The organism is Streptomyces sp. NBC_01294 (assembly GCF_035917235.1).
Lineage (GTDB): Bacteria > Actinomycetota > Actinomycetes > Streptomycetales > Streptomycetaceae > Streptomyces > Streptomyces caledonius.
The window spans coordinates 4,911,922-4,935,388 of the sequence record NZ_CP108423.1; the positions used below are offsets into that span (position 1 = coordinate 4,911,922).

At 73.4% G+C, this 23,467-nt stretch carries 19 protein-coding genes; 11 read left to right on the top strand and 8 right to left on the bottom strand.

All coding sequences use genetic code 11. The features are described 5' to 3' along the window. Positions 1-58 precede the first annotated feature (58 nt). The 3 genes from OG534_RS22275 to OG534_RS22285 form a co-directional block, all read right to left on the bottom strand. Positions 59-1,789, bottom strand: a complete 1,731-nt coding sequence (locus OG534_RS22275; protein ID WP_326590078.1) for an LCP family protein — start codon at positions 1,787-1,789, stop codon at positions 59-61. Between the two features lie 223 nt (positions 1,790-2,012). After that, positions 2,013-3,314 carry an LCP family protein gene (locus OG534_RS22280; RefSeq protein ID WP_442807127.1) on the bottom strand — a complete coding sequence of 434 codons (1,302 nt, stop codon included), beginning with the start codon at positions 3,312-3,314 and terminating at the stop codon, positions 2,013-2,015. 287 nt (positions 3,315-3,601) lie between these two features. Further along, on the bottom strand, positions 3,602-4,351 hold the full coding sequence (locus OG534_RS22285; protein WP_326590079.1) for a TIGR03089 family protein: 750 nt from the start codon (positions 4,349-4,351) through the stop codon (positions 3,602-3,604). 139 nt (positions 4,352-4,490) lie between these two features. Here OG534_RS22285 and OG534_RS22290 point away from each other — a divergent pair, with 139 nt between their 5' ends. Both OG534_RS22290 and OG534_RS22295 read left to right on the top strand, forming a co-directional pair. Beyond that, the gene (locus OG534_RS22290) at positions 4,491-5,894 is read left to right on the top strand and encodes a peptidoglycan recognition protein family protein (RefSeq protein WP_326590080.1); all 1,404 of its coding nucleotides are present in this window, start codon (positions 4,491-4,493) and stop codon (positions 5,892-5,894) included. 100 nt (positions 5,895-5,994) lie between these two features. Next, positions 5,995-6,993 carry a DNA-3-methyladenine glycosylase family protein gene (locus tag OG534_RS22295; RefSeq protein ID WP_326590081.1) on the top strand — a complete coding sequence of 333 codons (999 nt, stop codon included), beginning with the start codon at positions 5,995-5,997 and terminating at the stop codon, positions 6,991-6,993. A gap of 220 nt (positions 6,994-7,213) precedes the next feature. Here the strand turns inward: OG534_RS22295 and OG534_RS22300 are convergent, their stop codons facing one another. The 3 genes from OG534_RS22300 to OG534_RS22310 are packed head-to-tail and all read right to left on the bottom strand — an operon-like array spanning position 7,214 to position 10,030. Next, positions 7,214-8,518, bottom strand: a complete 1,305-nt coding sequence (locus tag OG534_RS22300; RefSeq protein ID WP_326590082.1) for a coenzyme F420-0:L-glutamate ligase — start codon at positions 8,516-8,518, stop codon at positions 7,214-7,216. Continuing rightward, the gene (gene cofD, locus OG534_RS22305) at positions 8,515-9,474 is read right to left on the bottom strand and encodes a 2-phospho-L-lactate transferase (RefSeq protein WP_326590084.1); all 960 of its coding nucleotides are present in this window, start codon (positions 9,472-9,474) and stop codon (positions 8,515-8,517) included. Before cofD ends, OG534_RS22300 begins: the two co-directional genes overlap by 4 nt. A gap of 28 nt (positions 9,475-9,502) precedes the next feature. Then, the gene (locus tag OG534_RS22310; protein WP_326590086.1) at positions 9,503-10,030 is read right to left on the bottom strand and encodes a cysteine dioxygenase; all 528 of its coding nucleotides are present in this window, start codon (positions 10,028-10,030) and stop codon (positions 9,503-9,505) included. Positions 10,031-10,659: 629 nt separating this feature from the next. Between OG534_RS22310 and OG534_RS22315 the strand changes: the two genes are divergently transcribed. The 3 genes from OG534_RS22315 (at position 10,660) to OG534_RS22325 (ending at position 16,244) form a co-directional block, all read left to right on the top strand. Next, a complete protein-coding gene (locus OG534_RS22315; protein WP_003983763.1) occupies positions 10,660-10,923 on the top strand; it encodes a WhiB family transcriptional regulator in 264 nt (87 codons plus the stop codon). A 207-nt stretch (positions 10,924-11,130) separates the two neighbouring features. Further along, a complete protein-coding gene (locus tag OG534_RS22320; protein ID WP_326590130.1) occupies positions 11,131-14,763 on the top strand; it encodes a glycosyltransferase family 2 protein in 3,633 nt (1,210 codons plus the stop codon). Beyond that, positions 14,760-16,244 (top strand): DUF5719 family protein, encoded by a 1,485-nt coding sequence (locus OG534_RS22325; protein WP_326590131.1) that lies wholly within the window; start codon positions 14,760-14,762, stop codon positions 16,242-16,244. Before OG534_RS22320 ends, OG534_RS22325 begins: the two co-directional genes overlap by 4 nt. 98 nt (positions 16,245-16,342) lie before the next feature. Here OG534_RS22325 and OG534_RS22330 read toward each other — a convergent pair whose 3' ends face one another. Further along, the gene (locus OG534_RS22330) at positions 16,343-16,822 is read right to left on the bottom strand and encodes a metallopeptidase family protein (RefSeq protein WP_398564656.1); all 480 of its coding nucleotides are present in this window, start codon (positions 16,820-16,822) and stop codon (positions 16,343-16,345) included. A 15-nt stretch (positions 16,823-16,837) separates the two neighbouring features. Here OG534_RS22330 and OG534_RS22335 point away from each other — a divergent pair, with 15 nt between their 5' ends. From OG534_RS22335 to OG534_RS22360, 6 genes are all read left to right on the top strand, one after another. Beyond that, positions 16,838-17,287: a DUF3499 domain-containing protein gene (locus OG534_RS22335; RefSeq protein ID WP_326593761.1), complete on the top strand. Its 450-nt coding sequence runs from the start codon at positions 16,838-16,840 to the stop codon at positions 17,285-17,287. Between the two features lie 77 nt (positions 17,288-17,364). Then, complete coding sequence (locus OG534_RS22340; RefSeq protein ID WP_326590135.1) at positions 17,365-18,735, top strand: phosphomannomutase/phosphoglucomutase; 1,371 nt, start codon at positions 17,365-17,367, stop codon at positions 18,733-18,735. 277 nt (positions 18,736-19,012) lie between these two features. Next, complete coding sequence (locus tag OG534_RS22345; RefSeq protein WP_030015246.1) at positions 19,013-19,198, top strand: Trm112 family protein; 186 nt, start codon at positions 19,013-19,015, stop codon at positions 19,196-19,198. Between the two features lie 108 nt (positions 19,199-19,306). Next, complete coding sequence (locus OG534_RS22350; protein ID WP_326590139.1) at positions 19,307-20,440, top strand: SIS domain-containing protein; 1,134 nt, start codon at positions 19,307-19,309, stop codon at positions 20,438-20,440. Between the two features lie 40 nt (positions 20,441-20,480). Then, a complete protein-coding gene (manA, locus tag OG534_RS22355) occupies positions 20,481-21,638 on the top strand; it encodes a mannose-6-phosphate isomerase, class I (protein WP_326590141.1) in 1,158 nt (385 codons plus the stop codon). A gap of 72 nt (positions 21,639-21,710) precedes the next feature. Then, positions 21,711-22,640, top strand: coding sequence for a cation diffusion facilitator family transporter (locus OG534_RS22360; protein ID WP_326590142.1), 930 nt, complete (start codon positions 21,711-21,713; stop codon positions 22,638-22,640). A gap of 86 nt (positions 22,641-22,726) precedes the next feature. On the opposite strand, the gene lepB is transcribed toward OG534_RS22360, so the two are convergent. Further along, positions 22,727-23,425 (bottom strand): signal peptidase I, encoded by a 699-nt coding sequence (gene lepB, locus OG534_RS22365; protein WP_326590143.1) that lies wholly within the window; start codon positions 23,423-23,425, stop codon positions 22,727-22,729. Positions 23,426-23,467 lie beyond the last annotated feature (42 nt).

Consider the following 23,467-nt stretch of genomic DNA (forward strand, 5'->3'; position numbering starts at 1 on the left):
CGTCCCCCTCAAGATCCTTCTTGGTCGATGCCGTGCCGGTATCACCGGCCGGGTCCCGCTACTTGGCGCAGATAGCCTTGTCCGCCTGGGCCTGCTGGACGTCGTCGGACAGCGCCGGCACGTCCGGGGCCGCCGACAGCGGGGCTCCGGGCTCCTTGAAGTCCGCGCCCAGCGTCAGCTTCATCGCCGTCTTCGCCCCGGCGTCGGCCGTGCCCATCTTCATCGCGGTGGCCGGCAGACCCAGCAGCTCGGCCAGCGCCCGGGCCTGGTCGGCCTGGTTGGGCGCGTACTCCAGCTGCGTGGCGCCGACCTTCTCGGGCGCGTTGCCGGTCTTGCCCACCTTGGGCACGCCCTTGCCGCTCAGCCAGTTCTGGGTGGTGGAGGCGGCGCCCGTGGGGCCACCGCCGTTGTACACATCCACCCGTACGCTCGCCGCGGGCGCCTTGTTGCCCTGGAGCAGCGCGTCCTGCTTGGCCTTCGCGTCCGCGTCGGCCGCCTCCTTCGCGGCCTGCTCCTTCTTCTCGACCTCCGTGAGCGAGATGTCCCCCCGGATCATCTGCAGCAGCGGGTCGGCCAGGGAATTCTCGACGACGACGGTCGCCTTCTGGCCCTCCGGTTCGGCGGGGTTGTCCTTCACGGGCAGGGTGGTGAAGGTGATGTTCTTCGTGTCGATGTCCTTCAACTCACCGGCCAGGTCGGTGAGTTTGGCGATGGACCCGATCCCCGAGTCCACGCTCAGCGACTTGGTGGCCGCCTCCGCGAGGGACAGGAACTTCTTGGGGCTGGTCAGCGTTTCCTGCGACTTCATCTGACGCATCATCGAACCCAGGAACTGCTGCTGGATCTTGATCCGGTCGAGGTCGCTGTTGTTGCCGAAGCCGTGCCGGGTGCGGACGAAGGCCAGGGCCTGCTCGCCCGACAGCCGGTGTTCGCCGGGGCCCAGCTTGAGCTGGGAGCCGCCCTCGTCGTTCACGGCCTTGTCCAGGCACACCGGTACTCCGCCGACCGCCGTGCTCAGCGTCTTGACGGCGTTGAAGTCGGCCATCATGAAGTGGTCGACCTCGATCCCGGTGAGTTCCTTGACCGTGCGCATGGTGCAGCCCGCGTCACGGCCGCCCTGGCCCAGGCTGGTGTTGAAGCGGATGCCCTTGGCGGGCGGGATCGTCTTCGTCGAGCCGTCCGGCTGCTTCGTCGGGCAGGCCGGGATGTTGGTGATCAGGTCGCGGGGGATGGACAGCGCGGTCGCGTTCGTCCGGTCCTTCGAGACGTGGAACAGGATCGTGGTGTCGGCGTGGCCGACGCTGTCCTTGTCGCCGTAGCTCTCGTTGCCGGCGCCGGTGCGCTTGTCGGTCCCGATGACCAGGATGTTGATGGCCTGGTCCTTCTTGAAACCGCCGGTGCCCGCTCCCGCGACATCGGTGACGTTGAGGTTGCCGTTCAGGTGGTCGTAGTAGAGGTACGCCGCGACGCCGCCGCCGACCAGCAGGAACGCCAGCGTCCCGCTGGTGATGAGCAGCGCCTTCTTGCGGCGCCCGCCGCCTCCGCCCTTGCGGGAGCGGCCACCGCGCCGGCCGCCGGGCGGGCCGTCGCCGCGGCGCGGCTTGGGCACGCCCGGGGAGGGAGCGGTGGGGGCGGGGGCCGGCGCCGACCTGCGCGGAGCGGCGACCTTGGGCCGCTGCTGCGCAGTGGAGTCGCCCAGTTGCAGTTCGTAGTTGCCAGTGCGGGGATTGAGCACCCACTGGTCGGCGGGGTCGATCTCGTCCGCCCGTCCACGGCTTTGCGCATCCACGGTTGCTCGAATCCTCCGTCGGTGCCTCGCGACGCGCCTCCCCCAAGGCGCCCGGTCAACGATCCGGCTGCTGGCGCCCGGTCTCTGGTCCGGCCGGGCACCGGATCGCTCACCCTATCCGCCCTGTTCGGCCGCAAACCATGCTGGTGACAAATTCCACTCCCCTTATAACGGGGCGAACCGCCCATCACACTCGGTTCGGTCACCGGCTTTTGGGATTGCTTTACCGGCAGTCGGCGTTACCGGCTGTGGTTCCGGTAAAGGTGGGGACGGGTCCGAGGGGCGTGGCGGTTCCCGGACCTGCCGTTTCCGGGCCGGTCGGCGTCGCTGTCGCGGTTCCGGCGGTCCCGTCCGGCGCGGACGCGGACGCGGTCGGAGGTGTGGTGGGGGGTGTCGTGGGGGACGCCGCGGGGGTGGTGGGGGCCGAGGTCGGGGGTGAGGTTGCGGTCACGGGCTCGGGCGGGGCGACCGTCACCGGTTCGTCCATCCGCAACTGCCCGAACAGCCGCGCCGCGTCCGGCTCCACCAGTTCGTCCCGGTTCGGGTCGGCGGCGTAGGGCCGGCGGGGTACGGTCAGGAACTTCACCTGATCGGTCGGTATGTCCCTTACGCCCCTTACGAGTTCATAGAGGCCGCGCAGCGAGGCCAGCCCGGGGTCCGTGGTCACCGAGGAGGTCGCCGCGTCCAGCAGCGGGTACAGCCGGGCCGGGTTCAGCAGGACCCCGTTGCTCTGCACCTTCTTGACCAGCGAGCCGAGGAACTGCTGCTGGCGCTCCATCCGTTCGGTGTCGCTGCCGTCGCCCAGGCTGTACCGGGCGCGGACGAAGCCGAGGGCCTGCTCGCCCCGCAGGGTCTGGCGCCCGGCGGCCAGCCTCAGCTTGGCCTCGGCGTCGTCCACCGGCTCCTTGAGGCAGACCTCCACCCCGCCGACCGCGTCGACCATCTTCTTGAACCCGCCGAAGTCGATCACCATGTGGTGGTCGATCCGGATCCCGGTGAGTTTCTCCACCGTACGGATCGTGCAGGCGGCCCCGCCCCACTGGAACGCCCAGTTGAACTGCGCGAACCGCTCGCCGGTGCGGCTCCCGTCCGCCCTCAGGCAGGGCGGGATCTCCGCCATCAGGTCCCGGGGTATCGACACGGCGGTCGCGCTCCTGCGGTCCTCGGGCAGGTGCAGCAGGATCGTGGTGTCCGAGCGCTGGGTGCCCCCGTCCTGCCCGTACCCGGCGTTGTCCTTGCCGGAGCGCGAGTCCGAGCCGATCAGCAGGATGTTCTGGGCGCCGGTGGCGGCGTGGGTCGGGCGGTCGCGCTCGTAGCGGTTCAGCTCGGCGGCCGCGGAGGTGTCCTCGGTGATGTTCCCGTCGAGCTTGTTGTAGAGCCACCAGCCGGTGGCCGCCCCCGCCAGGACCAGGAAGGTCGCCCCGAGGCCGATCCAGCGCAGCAGGCGGCGCCGGCGGCTGCGCGGAGGGCGTCCCGCGCCTCCGGCCGCGGCGGTGCCGCCCGGTATGCCTGCGCTGTCCGTCACTGGCGTCCGTCCCCTCGCCCATGAGCTCGGAACCGTCGGCCGCGCGAGTGGGCCCGGCCACTGCCGATCCTGCCCCCGGGCCGTCGGAGCAGCCCGGGGGAAGGGGGGTGTCTAGGGCCGTCCGGGTGACAAATCGCCCGATCCTGCGAATGAGCGGTCCAGGGTGACCGGCGGGGCGGGCCGGAAGGGCCGGGCGGGGAGGGCCGGAAGGGCCGGGCGGGCCGGAAGGGCCGGGCGGGCCGGAAGGGCCGGGCGGGCGGAAGGGAGGTGCGGACCGCGGGCCCGTCCTAGACGGTGAGGGTGACGCGCTCGCTCTCGACCCGCTGGGCCAGCGCGTCCGCCGGCAGCCGGTCCAGGTTCCGGCACAGCACCACGGACGCGCCCGTGGCCAGCGCGGCGTAGAGCCCCGCCGAGAGCCCGTCCCAGGTGTCGTAGCCGAGCCCGGTCAGCACCCGCGAGCCCTCGCCGATCCCGAGCTTCGCCGCGTCCTCGCGGGCGCGGGCCACGAGCGCCGCGTGCGAGAGCTCCTCGCCGCCGACGATCAGCGCGGGACCGTCCGCCTCCACCGGTACGAAGGGGGCGAACCGGTCGCCCTGCCCCGGCACCTCGACCGCGTAGTCCGCGAACCCGGCCGGTGGCTGCGGGAAGCGTCCGCCCAGCGGCCGCAGCGCGAGCGCCACGCGCTCACCGTCGCACCCCAGGGCCCGCTCCAACGTGTCCGGTCCGCTGACGACGAGATCGGCGTCGCCCGGGTGTCCGCCCACCGAGGCCACGACCCCGACCGAGTCGCACGCGAGCAGCCACACGGCGCTCTGCCAGTGCGCCGGGAGCAGCAGCGAGAGCCGGTCCCCGGGCTCGGCCCCCAGGTCGCCCTGGAGCAGATTGGCGGTCTTGGCCACCCAATTGGCGAAGGTCGCGACGGACAATTCGACGCGTTCGCCGGTGGCATCGTCGTAGAAGGTGACGAGCGGGCGGCCCGGATCGGCGGCGAGCGCGGATCGCAGCAGGTCGGCAGGGGTGCGGTCAGTGGCGTTCACCCGGCCCAGCGTACGCGGGCCCGTCCCCCGTACGGCGGCCACCGGCTCCTCCGTACGAGGGAGCAGGAGACGGGGCGCAGTGGACGGAGCGTCAGATCTCGGATGGCGCCCGCTCCGGCGGGTCCCCACCATCCTTGTCATGCGTGGATTCCTTGCTTCCTCGATCGGCGTCGCGACGGCCGCCGTACTGGCCCTGCCCCTCGCGCTCCCTATTCCGGCCCTGGCCGCTTCCTCCGCGGGCGCGGTCACCTCGGCGAACCCGGCTGGGTCCACCCAGTCGCTGCCGCTCGTCCCCGTGGGACCCGCGGTGGATCGCACGCCCGGAGTCCCCGGCATGAGCGCCTCCCCCGGCGGACCCGAGACGCAGGGCCTGGCCGCCCGCGAGGTCAAGACGTTCTCGCTGGTCGGCGTCGTCTGGGACGACGTGGCCACCGAACTCCACGGCCGGGTCCAGGTCCGCACCCGCTCCGCCCGGACCGCCACCTGGTCCGACTGGCAGGACGTCGAGATCCACAACAGCGAGCACGCGGCCGATCTCGACGCGGCGGAACGTGGCTCCGGCCGGGTCCGCGGCGCCACCGCCCCGCTGTGGGTCGGCGCATCCGACGGCGTGGAGGTCCGCGTCCAGGCGGAACCCGGCGCCCAGGCCACCCGCGCGGGGTCCCGGCTGCCCACCGGCCTGCGGATCGAACTCGTCGACCCGGGCGCGCAGACGCCCGCGGAGGGGGCCGACGGCAAGAACAGCGGCCCCGAGGGCGACGACAAGGGCGAGGTTGCGGCGCCCGCCATGTCGATGGAGACGGCGGAGTCCTCCGCGGCGAACGTGCCGCACGCCGCGCTCGGCGCGAACGAGATCACCGCACTGGACAAGGCCGACTCCACCGCAGACGCGATCTTCGCGAGCGACGGCGAGCTGACCGCCGCCGCGGCCCCGTTCATCGGTCCGCGCCCGCGGATCGTCACGCGCAAGGGCTGGGGCGCGGACGAGAGCCTGCGCGAGTCGGGCTTCGTCTACACGAGCACGGTCAAGGCCGCCTTCGTCCACCACAGCGCCTCCGGCAACAACTACGCCTGCAAGGACGCCCCCGCGGTCCTGCGCAGCCTGTACCGCTACCACGTCATCAGCAGCGGCTGGCGGGACTTCGGTTACAACTTCGCCGTCGACAAGTGCGGCACGGTGTACGAGGGCCGCGCGGGCGGCGTCTCCAAGGCGGTGCTTGGCGCGCACACCATGGGCTTCAACACGAACAGCATGGGCGTCGCGGTGCTGGGCACCTACACGTCCACGGCCCCGTCGGCGGCGGCGGTCGACGCCGTCGCCCGCCTCACGGCCTGGAAGCTCGGCCTCTTCGGCCGGGACCCGCGCGCGAAGACGACCCTGGTGTCCGGCGGCGGCAACCTCTACGCCAAGGGCAGGAACGTGTCGATGAAGGTCATCTCGGGCCACCGCGACGGCTTCGCCACCGCCTGCCCGGGCGCGAAGCTCTACGGCAAGCTGGGAACCACCCGCACCACGTCGGCCAAGCTCCAGGGCCGGCCGTAGCGCAACCAGCCCGCCGGCGGTTGAGGCGCGGGTCCGGGCAGAACCCGGTTCCGGGAAGGTGCGGGGCGGGGGAAAGGCCCCGCAGGGCTACGCTCGGGACATGGCCGGCCGCTTCGATCCCCTCACCCGCACCGTCGTACGAGGCGGCCGCACCGAGGTGCCCGCGGGCCAGGGCCGGACGGCCGGCGCCGGCGCCAAGGACCGCCGCTGGACCCCCGACGGCCCCGTCGACCTGGGGCTCACCCTCGGCCCGCTCAGACGCGGCCCGGCCGACCCCACCTTCCGCACGACCCCCGACGGCTCGGTCTGGAAGACAAGCCAGACGCCCGCGGGCCCCGGCACCCTCCGCGTGGCCGGGCACGGCCCGGACGTGCACGCCGAGGCCTGGGGACCCGGCGCCGACTGGCTCCTGGAACAGCTGCCCGCACTCCTGGGCGCCGGCGACGACCCCGCCGTCTTCGTCCCCCGCCACCGCCTCGTGCACGCCAGCCACCGCCGCTGCCCGGGCCTGCGCCTCACCCGCACCGGCCTGGTCCTGGAGTCCCTGATCCCGGTCATCCTGGAACAGAAGGTCACCAGCGACGAGGCCTACCGCTCCTGGCGCCGCCTCGTGCGCCAGTACGGGGAGCCCGCGCCCGGCCCGCCGGAGGCCGGCCTGTACGTCATGCCCACCGCCCGGGCCTGGGCGATGATCCCGTCCTGGGACTGGCACAAGGCCGGGGTCGACGCCAAGCGCTCCGCCACCATCGTCCGGGCCGCCCGGGCCGCGCACCGCATGGAGGAGGCGGCCGCCATGGCCCTGCCCGAGGCCGTGCGACGGCTGGAGGCCGTCCCCGGCATCGGCCCGTGGACCTCCGCCGAAACCCTCCAGCGCAGCAACGGCGACCCCGACGCCGTCACCACCGGCGACCTCCACCTCCCCGGCATCGTCGGCTACGCCCTCGCGGGCGACCGCGACGTCGACGACGCCACCATGCTGGAGCTCCTCGCCCCGTACGCGGGCCAGCGCCACCGCGCCGCCCGTCTGATCCTCCTCGCGGGCCACACCCCGCCCCGCCGCACGCCCCGCATGCCGCGCAGCGACATCGGCCGTCTCTGAACGCGGCCAGTGCTGTGACCGGCAAGGTTCACCGGGTCACGGCCCCCGGCACGGCACCTCGCCGCGTTGTCGGACCGCGCAAGTACGTCCAGTACGAGCCGCGGCCCTCCGCCTTGCGATGCACCGCACCGGACGCCGCGACCCGGCAAACCCTTCCGGCCACAGCACCAGGGCGTGTCTTCCGGATCCTGCCGGGCCGGCAGGATCCGGAAGACACGCCCTACCGGACCCGGATGAAGTCCGCGGCGGACCGCGCGGGCCGCTCCCGGGGCTCCTGCGCCGGGTGCCCCACCGCCACCGTGCCCATCGGGTCCCAGTCGTCCGGCAGCTCCAGCACCTCGCGCACCACGTCCCGGCAGAACATCGTCGAGGACACCCACGCCGACCCCAGCCGCTCACCGGCCAGCGCGACCAGCAGGTTCTGCACGCCCGCGCCCATCGCGACCACGAACATCTCCCGCTCGGCCGCGTCCCGCCGGGCGTGCCCGTAGTGGTGCGCGCCGTCCGTCACCAGACACGGCACCACCAGGTACGGGGCGCGCCGCAGCACGTCCCCGCGCCTGACCCGCTTGGCGATGGACTCCTCGGACTTGCCGTCCGCCCGCAGGTCCGCGATCCACGCGTCCCGCATCGCGTCCAGCAGCCGCACCCGCGACTCCTCGGACTCCAGCAGCACGAACCGCCACGGCGTCGTGTGGTGCGGAGCCGGGGCCGTCACGGCCGCCGCCACCGCCCGCCGCACCGCGCCCGGGTCCACCGGCTCCGCCGTGAAGTCCCGGACCGTACGGCGCTGCGCCACGGCCTCCCGTACCGCCTCCGAGGTGCCCAGCCGGAACATGTCGTCGGCCGGGGTGCGCACCAGGTCCCGCGCCGACGAGCCCTCGCCCACGAGGTGGGCCAGCCCGCGCACGACGGCCACCGGCAGCCCTGCCGACTTGCCCTTGACCAGGTCGCCGGCGGCGGCCAGCTCGTCCGCGGTCGCCACCACCGTCGCGCTCAGCGGATTGCCGTGCGCGTCCGTGCCGCCGCGCAGGTCGTCCAGGACCCGTACCCCGGCCGAGCCGATCGCCACGTCCGTCAGACCGGTGCGCCACGGCCGCCCGAAGGTGTCCGTCACGATGACGCCCACGTCGACGGACAGGGCGTCGCGCACCCCGGCCCGGATCGCGGCGGCCGAGGCGTCCGGGTCCTCGGGGAGCAGCAGCACCGTGCCGGGGGCGGTGTTGGAGGCGTCCACCCCGGCAGCGGCCATCACGAGGCCCTGCCGGTTCTCGACGATCCGCAGCGGACCCCGGCGCGCGACCACGCGGACGGTCTCCGCGTCGATCGCGGCCTCGCGCGAGTCCGCCTCCACGATCCGGCCCTCGGCCTTGGACACGATCTTCGAGGTAACGAGCAGGACGTCCCCGTCGCGCAGGTCGGGCGCGGCGGTCACGATCAGCTTCGCCAGGTCGTCGCCGGGCCTGACCTCCGGCATCCCGCCGACGGCCACCACCTGGTACGCGGGCAGGTCCGGGGCGGTCATCGGGAGGCCTCCGCCAGCTCCAGCGCGGCGCGGGCCATCTCCGCGGTCGCCGCCAGGTCGGTCATCATCAGCGGCACCGCGCGGCAGGTGATCCCGGCGGCCTCCACCTCGGCGACGGAATGCGCGTCGGCGGTGTCCACCAGCCAGCCGTCGAGCAGCTCGGTGCCGTAGTGCAGGGCGACCGCCGCGGCCGTGGACTCGACGCCCACCGCGGCGAGCACCTTGTCGGCCATCCCGCGCACGGGCGCGCCCCCGACGATGGGGGAGAGGCCCACGACCGGCGCCTCGGCGGCGGCCACCGCCTCCCGGATGCCGGGCACCGCGAGGATCGTCCCCACGGAGACCACGGGGTTGGAGGGCGGGAAGAGGATCACGTCGGCGGCGGCGATGGCCTCCAGCACGCCGGGCGCGGGCTTGGCCCGCTCGGCGCCCACGGGTACGACGGCCTCCGCGTCCACCGACGCGCGCAGCCGGACCCAGTACTCCTGGAAGTGGATGACGCGGCGCTCTCCGGTGCCGGCCTCGGTGATCGCGACGTGGGTCTCGACCCGGTCGTCCGACATGGGCAGCAGCCGCACGCCGGGCTGCCAGCGGTCGCAGAGGGCCTCGGTGACGGCGCTCAGCGGGTAGCCCGCGCCGAGCATCTGCGTACGGACGATGTGGGTGGCGAAGTCGCGGTCGCCGAGGCCGAACCAGGTGGGTCCGACCCCGTACGCCGCGAGTTCCTCCTTGACGGTGAAGGACTCGTCGGTGCGGCCCCAGCCCTGGTCCTCGTTGATGCCACCGCCGAGGGTGTACATCACCGTGTCGAGGTCGGGGCACACCTTGAGCCCGAAGAGGTGAATGTCGTCACCGGTGTTGCCGATGACAGTGATGTCCGCGTCGGGCACTGCCGACTTGAGTCCGGACAGGAACCGGGCGCCGCCTATACCGCCGGCCAGAACAACAATGCGCATGCACCGAAGTTTGTCAGGCCGATCGAGGTCAGGCGGGTACGGACGCCGATTCGGCCGGGGAGCAGCTGTGCATCGGCATCTCGGTCAGGCCGGGGAAGTAGACGTGCAGGCTGACGGCTCCGTCGAGGGTGTCGTTCACGACCTCGTGGGCGTAGCCGGGGGCGAAGACGCGCTGGGACCCGGGGCGGTGGGTGAGCCGTCCGCGGGCGGTGTGCTCGGTCAGCTCGCCTTCGAGCACGGTCAGGACGCCGGAGGAGGCGCCGTGGTCGTGCAGGCCGCTGCCCTGGCCCGGGACCCAGCTGAGCAGCCAGACCTCGTAGCCGGGGCCGGTGCGCAGCCGGTGGTACCAGCGGGTGGTGGCGTCGTACTGGACGAGGTGCTCCCAGGAGGCGCGGTCCTCGGCGATGGAGCGGGCGAGGCCGGCGAACTCGGCGACGGTGGCCGGGTGTTCCCGGGCGGGCTGCAGGAGGTGCTGGACGGCGAGGATGTCGCCGGCGATCTGGAGGTCGCTCTCGACGGGGGCGGGAGCGGTGGTGGCGCGGGAGGTGCTGTTCATCGTGGGGGTACCTCGACGGATGTCAGTCGTGCTGGCGGTTGCTGGGGGGAGGGCCGGAGCTCGGAGGAGCCGGGGGCTCCGCGGGCATCAACAGCTGCAACAGCAACAGCGAACCTGGGCAGCGCACAGGAACCCACGAATGGGGGTCCGGGTGGCGACTGCGGGCGCTGACATGCGAACAAGGAGAACGGGTCGGGGGTCGGACTGTCAACCCAATGTCCGGTTTGGCGGAAAAGTTTCACCTCATCCGGTTGCTGTGCGCGGAGAAAGGTTTGTGCAGTGGGCGCCAGGGGATGTGGCGCTGTGCCGGGCCTCAAACCAGAACCCGCCATGTCGTAACCGGAATGTGATCTGCGCCGCTTCTCCGGCGGGACCGCAACCCCATCCGAGGGGGAGGCGTGGATGACGGGTGAAGGCGGCATCCGGCGACCCCGAATGTATGTGTCACGATTTTTGGCGATATGAACACTTACTGCATACGCTTGGTTCCGCAGAGTGAATAAGGGGCCCAATAGCAGATCTCGGCTTGACTGCTCCGGAGCCACGCACTTGTAATTTCACTCGTGTCGTTACGTAGCGATAAGTGACGACATCATCACGGGGACGCACAGACAGAGCGAGGGGCGCACATGACCGAGCTGTTTCAGGAACTGCTGGTCGAGGAGGCGGACGAGGAGCTCGGATGGCAGGAGCGCGCTCTGTGCGCCCAGACCGACCCCGAGTCCTTCTTTCCCGAGAAGGGCGGCTCCACCCGCGAGGCCAAGAAGGTCTGCCTCGCCTGCGAAGTCCGCTCCGAATGCCTTGAGTACGCCCTCGCCAACGACGAGCGATTCGGCATCTGGGGCGGCCTGTCCGAACGCGAGCGCCGCCGCCTGAAAAAGGCAGCGGTCTGAGACGCCCGACGCACCACCGGCCGGGCTCCCACCGCACGCCGCACGACATATCGAACGCACGTCACAGAGCACGTCACACGGTCCGCCTCCTGCACCTTCCCCGCAGGAGGCGGACCGCTGTCTTGGCAGCCGTTAGGGTGGGGCGCTGTCCAGCAGCCTCCGAGGGCACACCACCCCCGGACCCCCGGCCGGAGGGCCCGTACCGCGATGTCCCTGCACAGCCAGTCGACGGCCTCCTACCAGGCCCCCGCCACACCCGAGTTCCCCCGGCACGTCGTCACCGCGGTCCTCGTCGCCCACGACGGCGCCCGCTGGCTGCCCCGGACACTCGCCGGCCTCCTCGGCCAGGAACGCCCCGCGCAGAACCACGTCGCCGCCGACACCGGCAGCGCCGACGACTCCGCGCGACTGCTCACCGAGGCCTTCGGCGACGACCACGTCCTGCACCTCGCCCGCCGCACCGGATTCGGCACCGCCGTCGACGAGGCCGCCCGCACCGCGGGCACGCTGACCCCCGAGGACCTCCCGTACCTCAAGCGCCCCAGCGGCTGGGACCCCGTCAGCCGCACCTGGCGCGACGACGCGTACGACCTCCCCGACCTCCCCCACGGCGAACCCGTCCAGTGGCTCTGGCTCCTGCACGACGACAGCGCCCCCGAACCCGACGCACTCACCGAACTGCTCCGCGTCGCCGAGGAGAACCCCGAAGCCGCCGTCATCGGCCCCAAACTGCGCGGCTGGTACGACAAGAAGCAGCTCCTCGAAGCCGGCGTCACCATCGCCCGCAGCGGCCGCCGCTGGACCGGCCTCGACCGCCGCGAGCAGGACCAGGGCCAGCACGACCAGGTCCGCCCCGTCCTGTCCGTCTCCACCGCCGGCATGCTGGTCCGCCGCGACGTCTACGACGCCCTCGGCGGCTTCGACCGGCGCCTGCCCCTGATGCGCGACGACGTCGACCTGTGCTGGCGCGCCCAGAGCGCCGGCCACACCGTCCTGGTCGCCCCCGACGCCGTCCTGCGCCACGCCGAGGCCTCCGCCCGCGAACGCCGCACCGTCGACTGCGCCGGACGCACCGCGGCCGGCCCGCACCGCGTCGACAAGGCCGGCGCCGTCTACACGATCCTCGCCAACAGCTCCGGCCGCGCCCTGCCCTACGTCCTGCTGCGCGTCCTGTTCGGCACCGTGCTGCGCACCCTCGCCTACCTCGTCGGCAAGGCACCCGGCCAGGCCGTCGACGAGTTCACCGGCCTCCTCGCCACCCTGCTCCGCCCCGGCCGCCTCCTCGCCGCCCGCAAGGCCCGCCGCCGCCCCGCCGTCCCCGCCGCCGAACTGCGCCCGCTCTTCCCCCCGCCCGGGGCCTCCCTGCGGGCCAACGCGGAACAGCTCGCCGGCTACTTCGGCGGTGACCGCGACACCGACACCGCCCCCGCCGGCCGGCACGGCGGCGGCAGCATCCTGACCGCGCCCGGCGAGGACGGCGACTACGCGGTGGCCGAGGAGCGCTTCGCCCGCCTCAAGCGGATCGCCCGCAACCCCGCACCCGTCCTCTTCGCCCTCCTCCTGCTCGTCTCCCTCGCCGCCTGCCGCGGCCTGATCGGCGGCGGCTCCCTCATGGGCGGCGCCCTGCTGCCCGCCCCCGACACCGGCCCCGCCCTCTGGCGCGCCTACACCGACGGCTGGCACGCCGTCGGCACCGGCTCCACCGCCGCCGCACCGCCCTACCTGGCCGTCCTCGGCGCCCTCGCCACCCTGCTGTTCGGCTCCACCCAGGCCGCCCTGACGCTGCTGCTCGTCGGATCCGTCCCGCTCGCCGGCCTCACCGCCTACTTCGCCTCCCGGCCGCTCGTCGAGTCCCGGCTGCTGCGCGCCTGGGCCGCCATCGCCTACGCCTTCCTCCCCGCGGTGACCGGCGCCCTCGCCGGCGGCCGCCTCGGCACCGCCGTCCTCGCCGTCGTGCTCCCGCTCATCGCCCGCTCCGCCGTCGCCGCCTTCGCGCTCGGCGAGGGGAACGCCGAGCCGCGGGGCAGCCGGCGCGCGGTGTGGACGTACACGCTCCTGCTGACCCTGGCCACCGCCTTCACCCCCGTCGTCTGGCCGCTCGCCGCCGTCCTCGGGACCGCCGCGCTCGTCCTGCGAAGGGCCCAGTGGAAGGCGTACGGCCTGCGGCTGCTCGCCACCCTCGCCGTCCCGGTCCTGGTGCTCGCCCCCTGGTCGCTGGGCCTGCTCACGCACCCCGGCCGGCTCCTGCACGAGGCCGGACTGCCCTACGGAGCCGGCTCGGCCGGGGCCCTGGACCTGCTCGGCATCAGCCCCGGCGGCCCCGGCACGGGCACCGGCCTGCTGCTCGTCGGCCTCGTCCTCGCCGCCCTGGCCGCACTGCTGCGCACCGACCGCCGGTTCGCGGTCGCCGTCGCCTGGGCCGCCGCCCTGGCCGCCCTGCTCCTGGCCGTCGTCGTCAACCGCACCGCCTGGGCCGGCCCCGCCACCCTCGTCTACGGACTCGCCCTGATCGCGGCCGCCGCGGTCGGCGCGGACGGTGCCAAGGAGCGCGTCGCCGCCCGCAGCTTCGGCTGGCGCCAGCCGCTGGCCGCCCTCATCGCCCTGGCCGCCGCCGCGGGCCCGCTGCTCGCCGGAGCCACCTGGATGCTCGCCGGCGCCGACGGCCCGCTGGAGCGCCGCGACCCGGTGCAGGTCCCGGCCTTCGTCGCCGACGCGGGCGGTGACGACAACCAGACCCGCACCCTGATCCTCGACCTGGACCCGCCCGCCACCGTCTCCTACAGCCTCGTCCGCGGCTCCGGCGGACGCCTCGGCGACGCCGACGTCACCGCCCGCACCGGCGGCGACCCCCGCCTCGACAAGGTCGTCTCCAACCTGGTCGCCGGCTCCGGAGCCGACCAGTCCAGCCAGCTCAGCGCCTACGCCATCCGCTTCGTCATGTTCCGCCCCGGCGGCCCCGAAGAGATCCGCCGCGTCCTCGACGCCACCCCGGGCCTGAGCCGGCGCCACCAGCAGGACGGCACCGCCCTGTGGGGCGTCGAACCCTGGCTGCCCCGCACCGTCATCGTCCCCGGCAAGCAGGGCGAGGCCCCGATCCCCGTCGCCTCCGGACCCGTCGAGGCGCACGGCAAGATCCCCGCAGGCGAGGCGGGCCGCGCCCTGCGCCTCGCCGACCGCGCCGACGCCGGCTGGCGGGCCACGCTCGACGGCAAGCCCCTCAAGCCGAAGACCCTGGACGGCTGGGCGCAGGGCTTCGAACTGCCCGCCGACGGCGGCCGCCTCGACCTCGTCCACGAGGAGTCCCTCCTGCGGACCGCCTGGTACTGGGCGCAGGGCTTCCTCGCCCTGCTCCTGCTGGTGATGGCGCTGCCGGGCCGCCGCGCACAGCTCGACGACGACCTGCCGGAGGAGGAGGCCGCACTCCCGTCCCAGCCCGGCCCGGGCGAGGCCGGCGAGGGCCGCCGCGCCCGCCGCCTGCGCGCCGAGGCCGAGCCCGCCCCCGTACCGGTGGAGACCGCGGCGGCCGCCGACCCGTACGCGCAGATCCCGGCGCAGCCGGTGTACGGGGAGGAGACGTACGCGTACCAGGCGTACGGCGACCAGGGCGGCTACGCGTACGAGCCGCAGCCGCAGCAGCAGGCCCCGTACGAGCCGTACCCGTCGTACGACCAGCAGGGCCAGGGCCAGCAGGGCCAGGGCTACGAGGCCCCGTACCCGCCGCAGCACCAGCCGGTCCAGGACCCGGACCAGCAGCAGTACCCCTACCCGTACGAGCCGTACGAGCCCTACGACCCCCACGCACAGCACGACCCGCGTCCTGACGGGAGCCCCCAGCAGTGAAGCAGCGCGCACCCCTGACGCTCGCGGCCGTGACCGCGGCGCTCGCCGCCCTCACCGGCATCGCCGCCCTCACCACGCCTGCCGCCGACGGCACCGCAGCCGACGGCAAGGGCGCGGCCGCGGCCCGGATGCCGGTGGAGCGGTCCCTGCTCGTGTGCCCGGGACCCAGCTCCTCGGACATCGCGGAGACCACGTACACCTCCTTCACCCCGGGCGCCCCCGCCGGAGAGGGCAAGGGCTCGGCCCGCCTGCTCGGCGCGACCAAGGACGCCAAGGCGGTGCTGGAGCCCAAGGAGCCGGGCAAGCCCGTCGGGGCCACCGCCAACGGCGCCGACGCACCCGCCCTCACCGGCAGCGCCGACGGGGTCCTCGCCCCCGGCTGGACGGCGCAGCTGACCACCAAGGTCTCGGTCGGCCGGGCCCGCGGCGTGCTCGGCGCCGGCTGCACCGCGCCCGGCACCGACTTCTGGTTCCCGGCGGTCAGCACGGCCAAGGGGCGCGAGGACTACGTCCACCTCACCAACCCCGACGACGCCGCGGCCGTCGTCGACATCAAGCTCTTCGGCCCGGACGGATTGGCCAAGCCCGACGCCGGCACCAGCGAGAGCATCCGGGTCGACCCCAAGTCCACCAAGACCGTCCTGCTCTCCTCCCTCGTCCCGGGCGCCCAGCTCGCGGACGCCACCGCCCACGTGACCACCCGCGCGGGCCGCGTGGGCGCCTCGGTACAGGTCAGTGAGGAGGGCGTGGGAGCCGACTGGCTGCCGGCCTCCGCGGACCCGTCGGCCTCGCTCGTCCTGCCGGGCATCCCGGCGGACGCCGCCTCCGTACGGCTCGTCGTCTTCGTGCCCGGCGAGGAGGACGCGGACCTGAAGCTGCGCCTGGCCGGGCCGGGCGGCGCGATCAGCCCGGCGGGAAGCGAGCAGCTGCACGTCAAGGCCGGCATGACGGCGGTCATGGACCTCAAGGACCTGACCCGAGGCGAGCCCGGTTCGCTGCTGCTGACCCCGGCGGACGCCAAGAAGGCCGCCCCCGTGGTCGCGGCGGTACGAGTGGTCCGCGGCAGCGGCGCCAAGCAGGAGCTGGGCTTCGTCCCGGCCACCGGGCCCGTCGGGGCACGCGCGACCGTGGCCGACAACCGGCCCGAGAAGGACGCCACCGTGCTGGCGCTGACGGCCCCGACGGCCGACGCGAAGGTCAGGGTGACGGCATCGCCGGGCACCGGCGGCGGTGAGCCGGCCTCCCAGGAGGTCACCCTCAAGGCGGGCACCACGCAGACGCTGTCCCTGGCCCCGGCGGGCGGCAAGGGCTCCTACGCCCTCACCGTCGAGACCCTCTCGGGCGGCCCGGTCCACGCGGCCCGCACCCTGTCCCTCCCGCACGAGGGCATCGCGATGTTCACCGTCCAGGGCCTGTCGGACGACCACTCCACGGTCTCGGTCCCCAGGGCCGCCCAGGACCTCTCCGTCCTGACCAGGTAGATCAGCCCGTCGACGCCGTCGGCGCGGGGGCTCGGCAGCAGAGCCCCCGCAACGGCGCCGCACGCACCCTCGGCCCCGCCGGGGACAGGCTGCTCCGGTCAGTCCTGCCCGTACCGCGGATCCACGGTCTCGGGCGACAGCCCGAGCAACTCCGCCACCTGCTCCACCACGATCTCGTGGACCAGCATCGCCTTCTCGTCCCGCGTCTTGGTGCGGATCTCCACCGGACGGCGGAAGACCACGATCCGGGCCGGCCGCCCCTCCCGGGGCTCCGACACCGCGCCCAGCGGCACCGCCTCGTCGTTCCAGCCGGCGTCCGCGCCGCCCGGCGGTCCCGGTACGTCACCGACCAGGAACTCCACCTCGGCCAGCTGCGGCCAGCGCCGCTCCAGCCGCTCCACGGAGTCCCGTACGAGGTCCCCGAACAGCTCCGCCCGGCTCGCCGACAGCGGCACCTGCGGAGGGGCCACCGGACCGCGCATCCCGCGTCCGTGCCGGTCCCGACGGCGCGGGCGGGGCTCGAAAGGGAGCCCGGCGGGGGACTCGGCAGGGCGGGGAGGCAGAGGGGTGTCCGTCACCCCCGCAGGGTAGCCCTGAGCACGACACGGGGGAGTGAGCGGCGGTGGAGTCGTCGCGGCCCGGTCAAGAGTGCGGTACCGTCCAACGTCGTGAGCCTTGTACGTCGCTGTTCGCGCACCGCGTGCGGCCGCCCTGCCGTCGCGACACTGACGTACGTCTACGCCGATTCGACCGCAGTTCTCGGCCCGCTCGCCACCTACGCCGAACCCCACTGCTACGACCTGTGCGCCGAGCACTCGGAGCGCCTGACAGCCCCGCGGGGCTGGGACGTCGTGCGCCTGTCCGACGGCTCCGGGCCGTCCCGCCCCAGCGGAGACGACCTCGAAGCCCTCGCCAACGCCGTCCGCGAGGCCGCCCGCCCGCCGGGGCGCGCGGCGGAGGCCGGCGGGCCCGGCCAGAGCGGCCGGGTCACCGGCGAGACCCGCCGTGGTCACCTGCGCGTCCTCAGATCGCCTGATTCCTGACGCCCCGATCGTCTGAAGAGCCGCTCCTGGCGCACGGTAGGTTGACAGTCCGCACAGGACCTTCAGGAGGGCAGGCAGTGGCCGCAGATCTTACGAACATCGTCAAGGCGTACGACGTGCGAGGTGTCGTGCCGGACGAGTGGGACGAGTCGTTGGCGGAACTGTTCGGTGCGGCGTTCGTCGAGGTGACGGGTGCTTCGGCGATCGTGGTGGGTCATGACATGCGTCCGTCGTCGCCGGGTCTGTCGGCGGCGTTCGCGGCGGGCGCGTCCGCGCGTGGCGTGGACGTGACCCTGATCGGTCTGTGTTCCACGGACCAGTTGTATTACGCGTCGGGTTCCCTGAATCTGCCGGGTGCGATGTTCACGGCGTCGCACAACCCGGCCCAGTACAACGGCATCAAGCTGTGCCGTGCGGGTGCGGCCCCGGTGGGCCAGGACACGGGTCTGTCGCAGATCCGTGAGCTGGTGGAGCGGTGGACGGACGAGGGCGCTCCGCCGGTTCCCGCGGGGACGGTGCCGGGCACGGTGACGGAGCAGGATTCCCTCAAGGGTTATGCGGAGCACCTGAAGGGTCTGGTCGACCTTGCGTCGATCCGTCCGCTGAAGGTGGTGGTGGACGCGGGCAACGGCATGGGCGGCCACACGGTGCCCACCGTCTTCGAGGGCCTTCCGCTGGACGTGGTCCCCATGTACTTCGAGCTGGACGGCACGTTCCCGAACCACGAGGCGAACCCGCTGGACCCGAAGAACATCGTGGACCTGCAGGCCCGTGTCCTTGCCGAGGGCGCGGACCTGGGCATCGCCTTCGACGGCGACGCGGACCGCTGCTTCATCGTCGACGAGCGCGGTGCGGGTGTGTCCCCTTCGGCGATCACGGCGCTGGTCGCGGCGCGTGAGCTGGCCCGCAACGGCGGCTCCGGCACGGTGATCCACAACCTGATCACCTCCTGGTCGGTGCCCGAGGTCGTCCGCGAGAACGGCGGCACCCCGGTCCGCACCCGCGTCGGGCACTCCTTCATCAAGGAGGAGATGGCGAAGACGGGTGCGATCTTCGGTGGTGAGCACTCGGCGCACTACTACTTCAAGGACTTCTGGAACGCGGACACCGGCATGCTCGCCGCGCTCCACGTCCTGGCGGCGCTGGGCGGGCAGGACGGTCCGCTGTCGGCACTGGTGGCCTCCTACGACCGTTACGAGGGCTCGGGCGAGATCAACTCGACGGTCGCCGACCAGGCCGACCGCCTGCGGGCGGTCAAGGACACCTACGCGGCCCGTGAGGGTGCGGCGCTGGACGAGCTGGACGGTCTGACCGTGACGGGCGCCGACTGGTGGTTCAACGTCCGCGCCTCCAACACCGAACCGCTCCTGCGCCTGAACGTGGAGGCCCGCGACGCGGCCACCCTGACAAAGGTCCGCGACGAGGTCCTCGCCCTCATCCGCGCCTGACATGAACGCCGGCGGGGCAATTCAGCCCCGCCGGCGTTTGAGGCGCCGCACCAAGCCACTTTCGGCCCGCCCCTCCAGCCTTGGCCGCACCCATCCAGCCTCGCCGGCGTTTGAGGCGCGGGTCCGGGCAGCGCCCGGTGCCCGGCGGAGCCGGGTTCCCCACCACGCCGCCGCACCAACCCCACCACGCCCGAACCGAGACACTCCAGGCCGCACCGGAGGTGACTCGGCGGTACGCTGACCTCGCCCCAACCGCATGCCCGAAGGGAACCGCCCCATGCCGCTCGAAGCCGGCCTCCTGCAGATCCTCGCCTGCCCCGCCTGCCACTCGCCCCTCGAGGACAAGTCGGCCGACGAGACGGCCCCCGAGCTGATCTGCACCGGCCAGGACTGCGGCCTCGCGTACCCGGTTCGTGACGGCATCCCGGTCCTCCTCGTGGACGAGGCCCGCCGCCCCGCCTGATCCACCCGCCCCGCTCTGCCCGCGCCGCGAGCCGCCGCAGACGCCGCGAGCGCAGACGCTGAGACCGATTCCGCCACCCTGGATCCGTCAACACCGCCGGAGGCCTCCATGCTCGACGAGTCGCTCCTCGACGCACCGGACGATCTCGCCCGCGTCGACCGACGGGGCCTGCTCCGCGGCGCCGCCGAGGCCGGAGCCAGAGTCCGTACCGCGGCCCGCCACGCCAACGAGGCGGGCCTCGCCGAGCTGCGCCCCGACGGCCGCCCGCGCACCGTCCTGATCGCCGGGCCCGGCACCGCCGCCACCGGCGTCGCCGACCTGCTGGGCGCCCTCGCCGGAGCCTGCGCGCCCGTGATCCGGCTGGACCCCACCGGCGTCGCCCACGCCGCCGGCGCGCTGCGCTGGTCCCTGCCCGGCTGGGCCGGGCCCGTGGACCTGCTGCTGCTCGCCACCACCGACGGCACCGAGCCCGGGCTCGCCGTCCTCGCCGAGCAGGCCTACCGGCGCGGCTGCACCGTCGTCGCCGTCGCCCCCGAGCGCTCACCGCTGAGCGAGGCGGTGGCCGGCGCGCACGGGCTCCTCGTACCGATGGCCAAGGCTCCGTACCAGGAGTACGACGAGTCCGCCGCCGCCGGCCCCGGCGCGCTGTGGGCCCTGCTCACGCCCCTGCTGCTGCTCCTCGACCGGGTCGGCCTGATCACCGCCGCGCCCGACACCCTCCAGCTCGTCGCCGACCGGCTCGACCGCACGGCCGAACGCTGCGGGCCGGCCATCGCCACGTACTCCAACCCCGCCAAGACCCTCGCCTCCGAGCTGGCCGACTCCCTCCCGCTCATCTGGAGCGAGGGCACCGGCGCCGCCCCCGCGGGCCGCCGCTTCGCCGCCACCCTCGCCGAGCTCGCCGGCCGCCCCGCGCTGGCCGCCGTACTCCCCGAGGCGCTGCCCGCCCACGGCATCCTGCTCGCCGGTGCCTTCGCCGCCGGCGCCGACCCCGACGACTTCTTCCGTGACCGGGTCGAAGAGCCCCAGGCCCTTCGTGCCCGCATCGTCCTGCTGCGTGACCGGCCGACCGGCGGCCTCACCGCCGCCCCCGCCGCACGCGAGCTCGCCCTCAGCCACGACACGGCGATCAGCGAGCTCGAACCGGAGGAGGGAGCCGAGCTGGAGCAGCTCGCCGAACTCCTCGCCGTCACGGATTTCGCCACCGCCTACCTGGCGTTGGCTTCCGGGGGACACAGCTGAGGGTCACGCAAGTGGCCCGGCTCTATCCAGGAAGACGACGATGGACCGCCTGACGAACACGATCCGCCCCTACGCCTGGGGATCCACCACGGCCCTCCCCGCGCTCCTCGGCGTCGAACCCACCGGTGAGCCGCAGGCCGAGTTGTGGATGGGGGCCCACCCGGGCGCCCCCTCACGCATCGACCGAGGTGCCGGCGAAAGGGCGCTCTCGGACGTCATCGCCGCCGACCCCGAAGGCGAGCTGGGCGCCGCCACCGTCGCCAAGTTCGGCCCCCGGCTGCCCTTTCTCCTCAAGATCCTCGCCGCGGGTGCCCCGTTGTCCCTGCAGGTCCACCCCGACCTGGCCCAGGCGAAGGCCGGCTTCGAGGACGAGGAGCGCCGCGGGATCCCCATCGACGCGGCCCACCGCAACTACAAGGACCCCAACCACAAGCCCGAGATGATCTGCGCGCTCACCCCGTTCGACGGGCTGTGCGGCTTCCGCCCGCCCCTGGAGGCGGCCGAACTCCTCGCGGGCCTGGAGGTGGACAGCCTCAAGCCGTACGTCGACCTGCTGCACGCCCACCCCGAAGAGGCCGCCCTGCGCGAGATGCTCACCGCGGTCCTGACCGCGGACCGCGTCGAGATGGCCCACACCGTCCACGAGGTGGCGGCGGCCGTCGAGCGCCTCGGCGGCCCGTACACCCCGTACGCCAGCCTGGTCCACGACTACCCGGGCGACCCGGGCGTCATCGCGGCCATGCTGCTCAACCACGTCCGACTCCAGCCCGGCGAGGCGATGTTCCTCGGCGCGGGCGTCCCGCACGCCTACATCGACGGCCTCGGCGTCGAGTTGCTGGCCAACTCCGACAACGTCCTGCGCGCCGGGCTCACCCCCAAACACGTGGACGTGCCCGAACTGCTGAAGATCGCGAAGTTCGAGCCGGACGACCCCGGCGTGCTGCGCCCCGAGGGCAACGGCGAGGAGGTCTACGAGGTCCCCATCGACGAATTCCGCCTCTCCCGCTTCCTGCTGGCGCCCGGCGGCGCCTCCCGGGTGCTCCCGCACGAGACCCCGCAGATCCTGCTCTGCACCGCGGGCTCCCCGAAGGCCGGCGAACTGCCGCTGGGGCCGGGCGAATCGGTCTTCGTGCCGGCGGGCGAAAAGGTCGAACTATCCGGAACCGGTACGGTCTTCCGCGCGACCGTGGTGGTCTGACGTAGCGTCCGCCTCAGGGGCTGCAACAATGTGCGGCCGGTAGGCACTGGCTAGGAAGGACACCCTGCACCCATGAGCGCGTCGGGCGGTACCAAGGCGATCGTGGCGGCACTCGCCGCCAACCTCGCCATCGCTGTAGCCAAATTCGTGGCATTCCTCTTCAGCGGCTCCTCGTCGATGCTCGCGGAAAGCGTCCACTCGCTGGCGGACTCCGGGAACCAGGGGCTGCTGCTCCTCGGCGGAAAGAAGGCCAAGCGGGAGGCGACGCCGCAGCACCCCTTCGGGTACGGGCGCGAGCGCTACATCTACGCCTTCCTCGTCTCCATCGTCCTCTTCACCGTCGGTGGCATGTTCGCCATCTACGAGGGCATCGAGAAGATCAACCACCCGCACCCGATCGAGGCCTGGTACTGGCCGGTCGGCGTCCTCGTCTTCGCGATCATCGCGGAGTCCTTCTCCTTCCGCACCGCGATCGTGGAGTCGAACGCGATCCGCGGCAAGCAGACCTGGACCCAGTTCGTCCGGCGGGCCAAGGCCCCCGAACTGCCGGTGGTCCTCCTCGAAGACCTCGGCGCGCTCGTCGGCCTGATCCTGGCCCTCGGAGGCGTCGGCCTCGCCCTGCTCACCGGCAACGGCGTCTGGGACGGCATCGGCACCCTGTGCATCGGCGTGCTGCTGATCGTCATCGCGATCGTCCTGGCCGCGGAGACCAAGTCCCTGCTGCTCGGCGAGGCCGCGGGCACCGAAGAGGTCGAGAAGATCAAGGTCGCGCTCGTCGACGGGGACGTCGTCACCCGCGTGATCCACATGCGTACCCTGCACCTCGGCCCGGAGGAGCTGCTGGTCGCCGCCAAGATCGCGGTCGAAGGCCACGACACGGCGACCCAGGTCGCGGACGCGATCAACGCCGCCGAGGCGCGCATCCGCGCGGCGGTCCCGATCGCCCGCGTGATCTACCTGGAGCCGGACATCTACCGCCCCGAGGCCGCCCCGGCCGAGTAGTACTCGGCGCAGTACCCCTGGCACTGCGCACGAAGGCCCCCGCGAGCAACAGCCCGCGGGGGCCTTCCTGCCGCGCCTCGGGGCCCTCAGACCCCCGGCGGCGGCACCAGCCCCGCGTACGCCGGGTGCACCGCGGCCGCCCCCGCCCGGCGGCGCAGCCGCAGCGAGGCGGCGCCGAACACCGCACCGGCGCCCAGCACCGCGACGCCGGCGAGCGCCGCGGACCGCAGGCCGACGACCAGCGGATGGCCCTCGTCGATGAGCGCGCCCTTCACGTCCGACACGGGAACGGTTCCGCCCTGCGACTCCTGGAACCGGTAGCGGGAGTCGGCGGAGTTGCCGCGGTTGTCGCCCAGCACGAACAGCCGGTCCTCGGGCACCGTCACACTGAACGCGCCGGGCGACCCCGCCACCGGATCGCCGTTCAGGACGTACGGCTCGTCCAGCGGCTTCCCGTTCAAGGTCAGCGTCCGGTCCCCGGGTGTGTAGGCGATGCGGTCGCCGCCCACCGCGACCACCCGTTCCACGGACAGGTGCTGCTCACCCCAGGCAGCGGCGTCGAAGAGCACCACGTCGCCGCGGTTCACCTTGACGGTCAACAGGTTGAAGACCACCGACGCGCCCGTGGGGTGGGTCGGCCTCATGTGGTCCGACGGCATGACCCTCGTCGGCATGAAGAAGTACCCGCCGAGACCCCCGACGCAGCCCAGAACCGCACCCAGCACCAGCAGCACCACCGATGTCACCCCGAGCCGACGACCCGGCACCCGGCCCTGCATCCCCATACTCCCGCCCCTGCTCCGCTCGATCCGACGTGCGGCCGAACT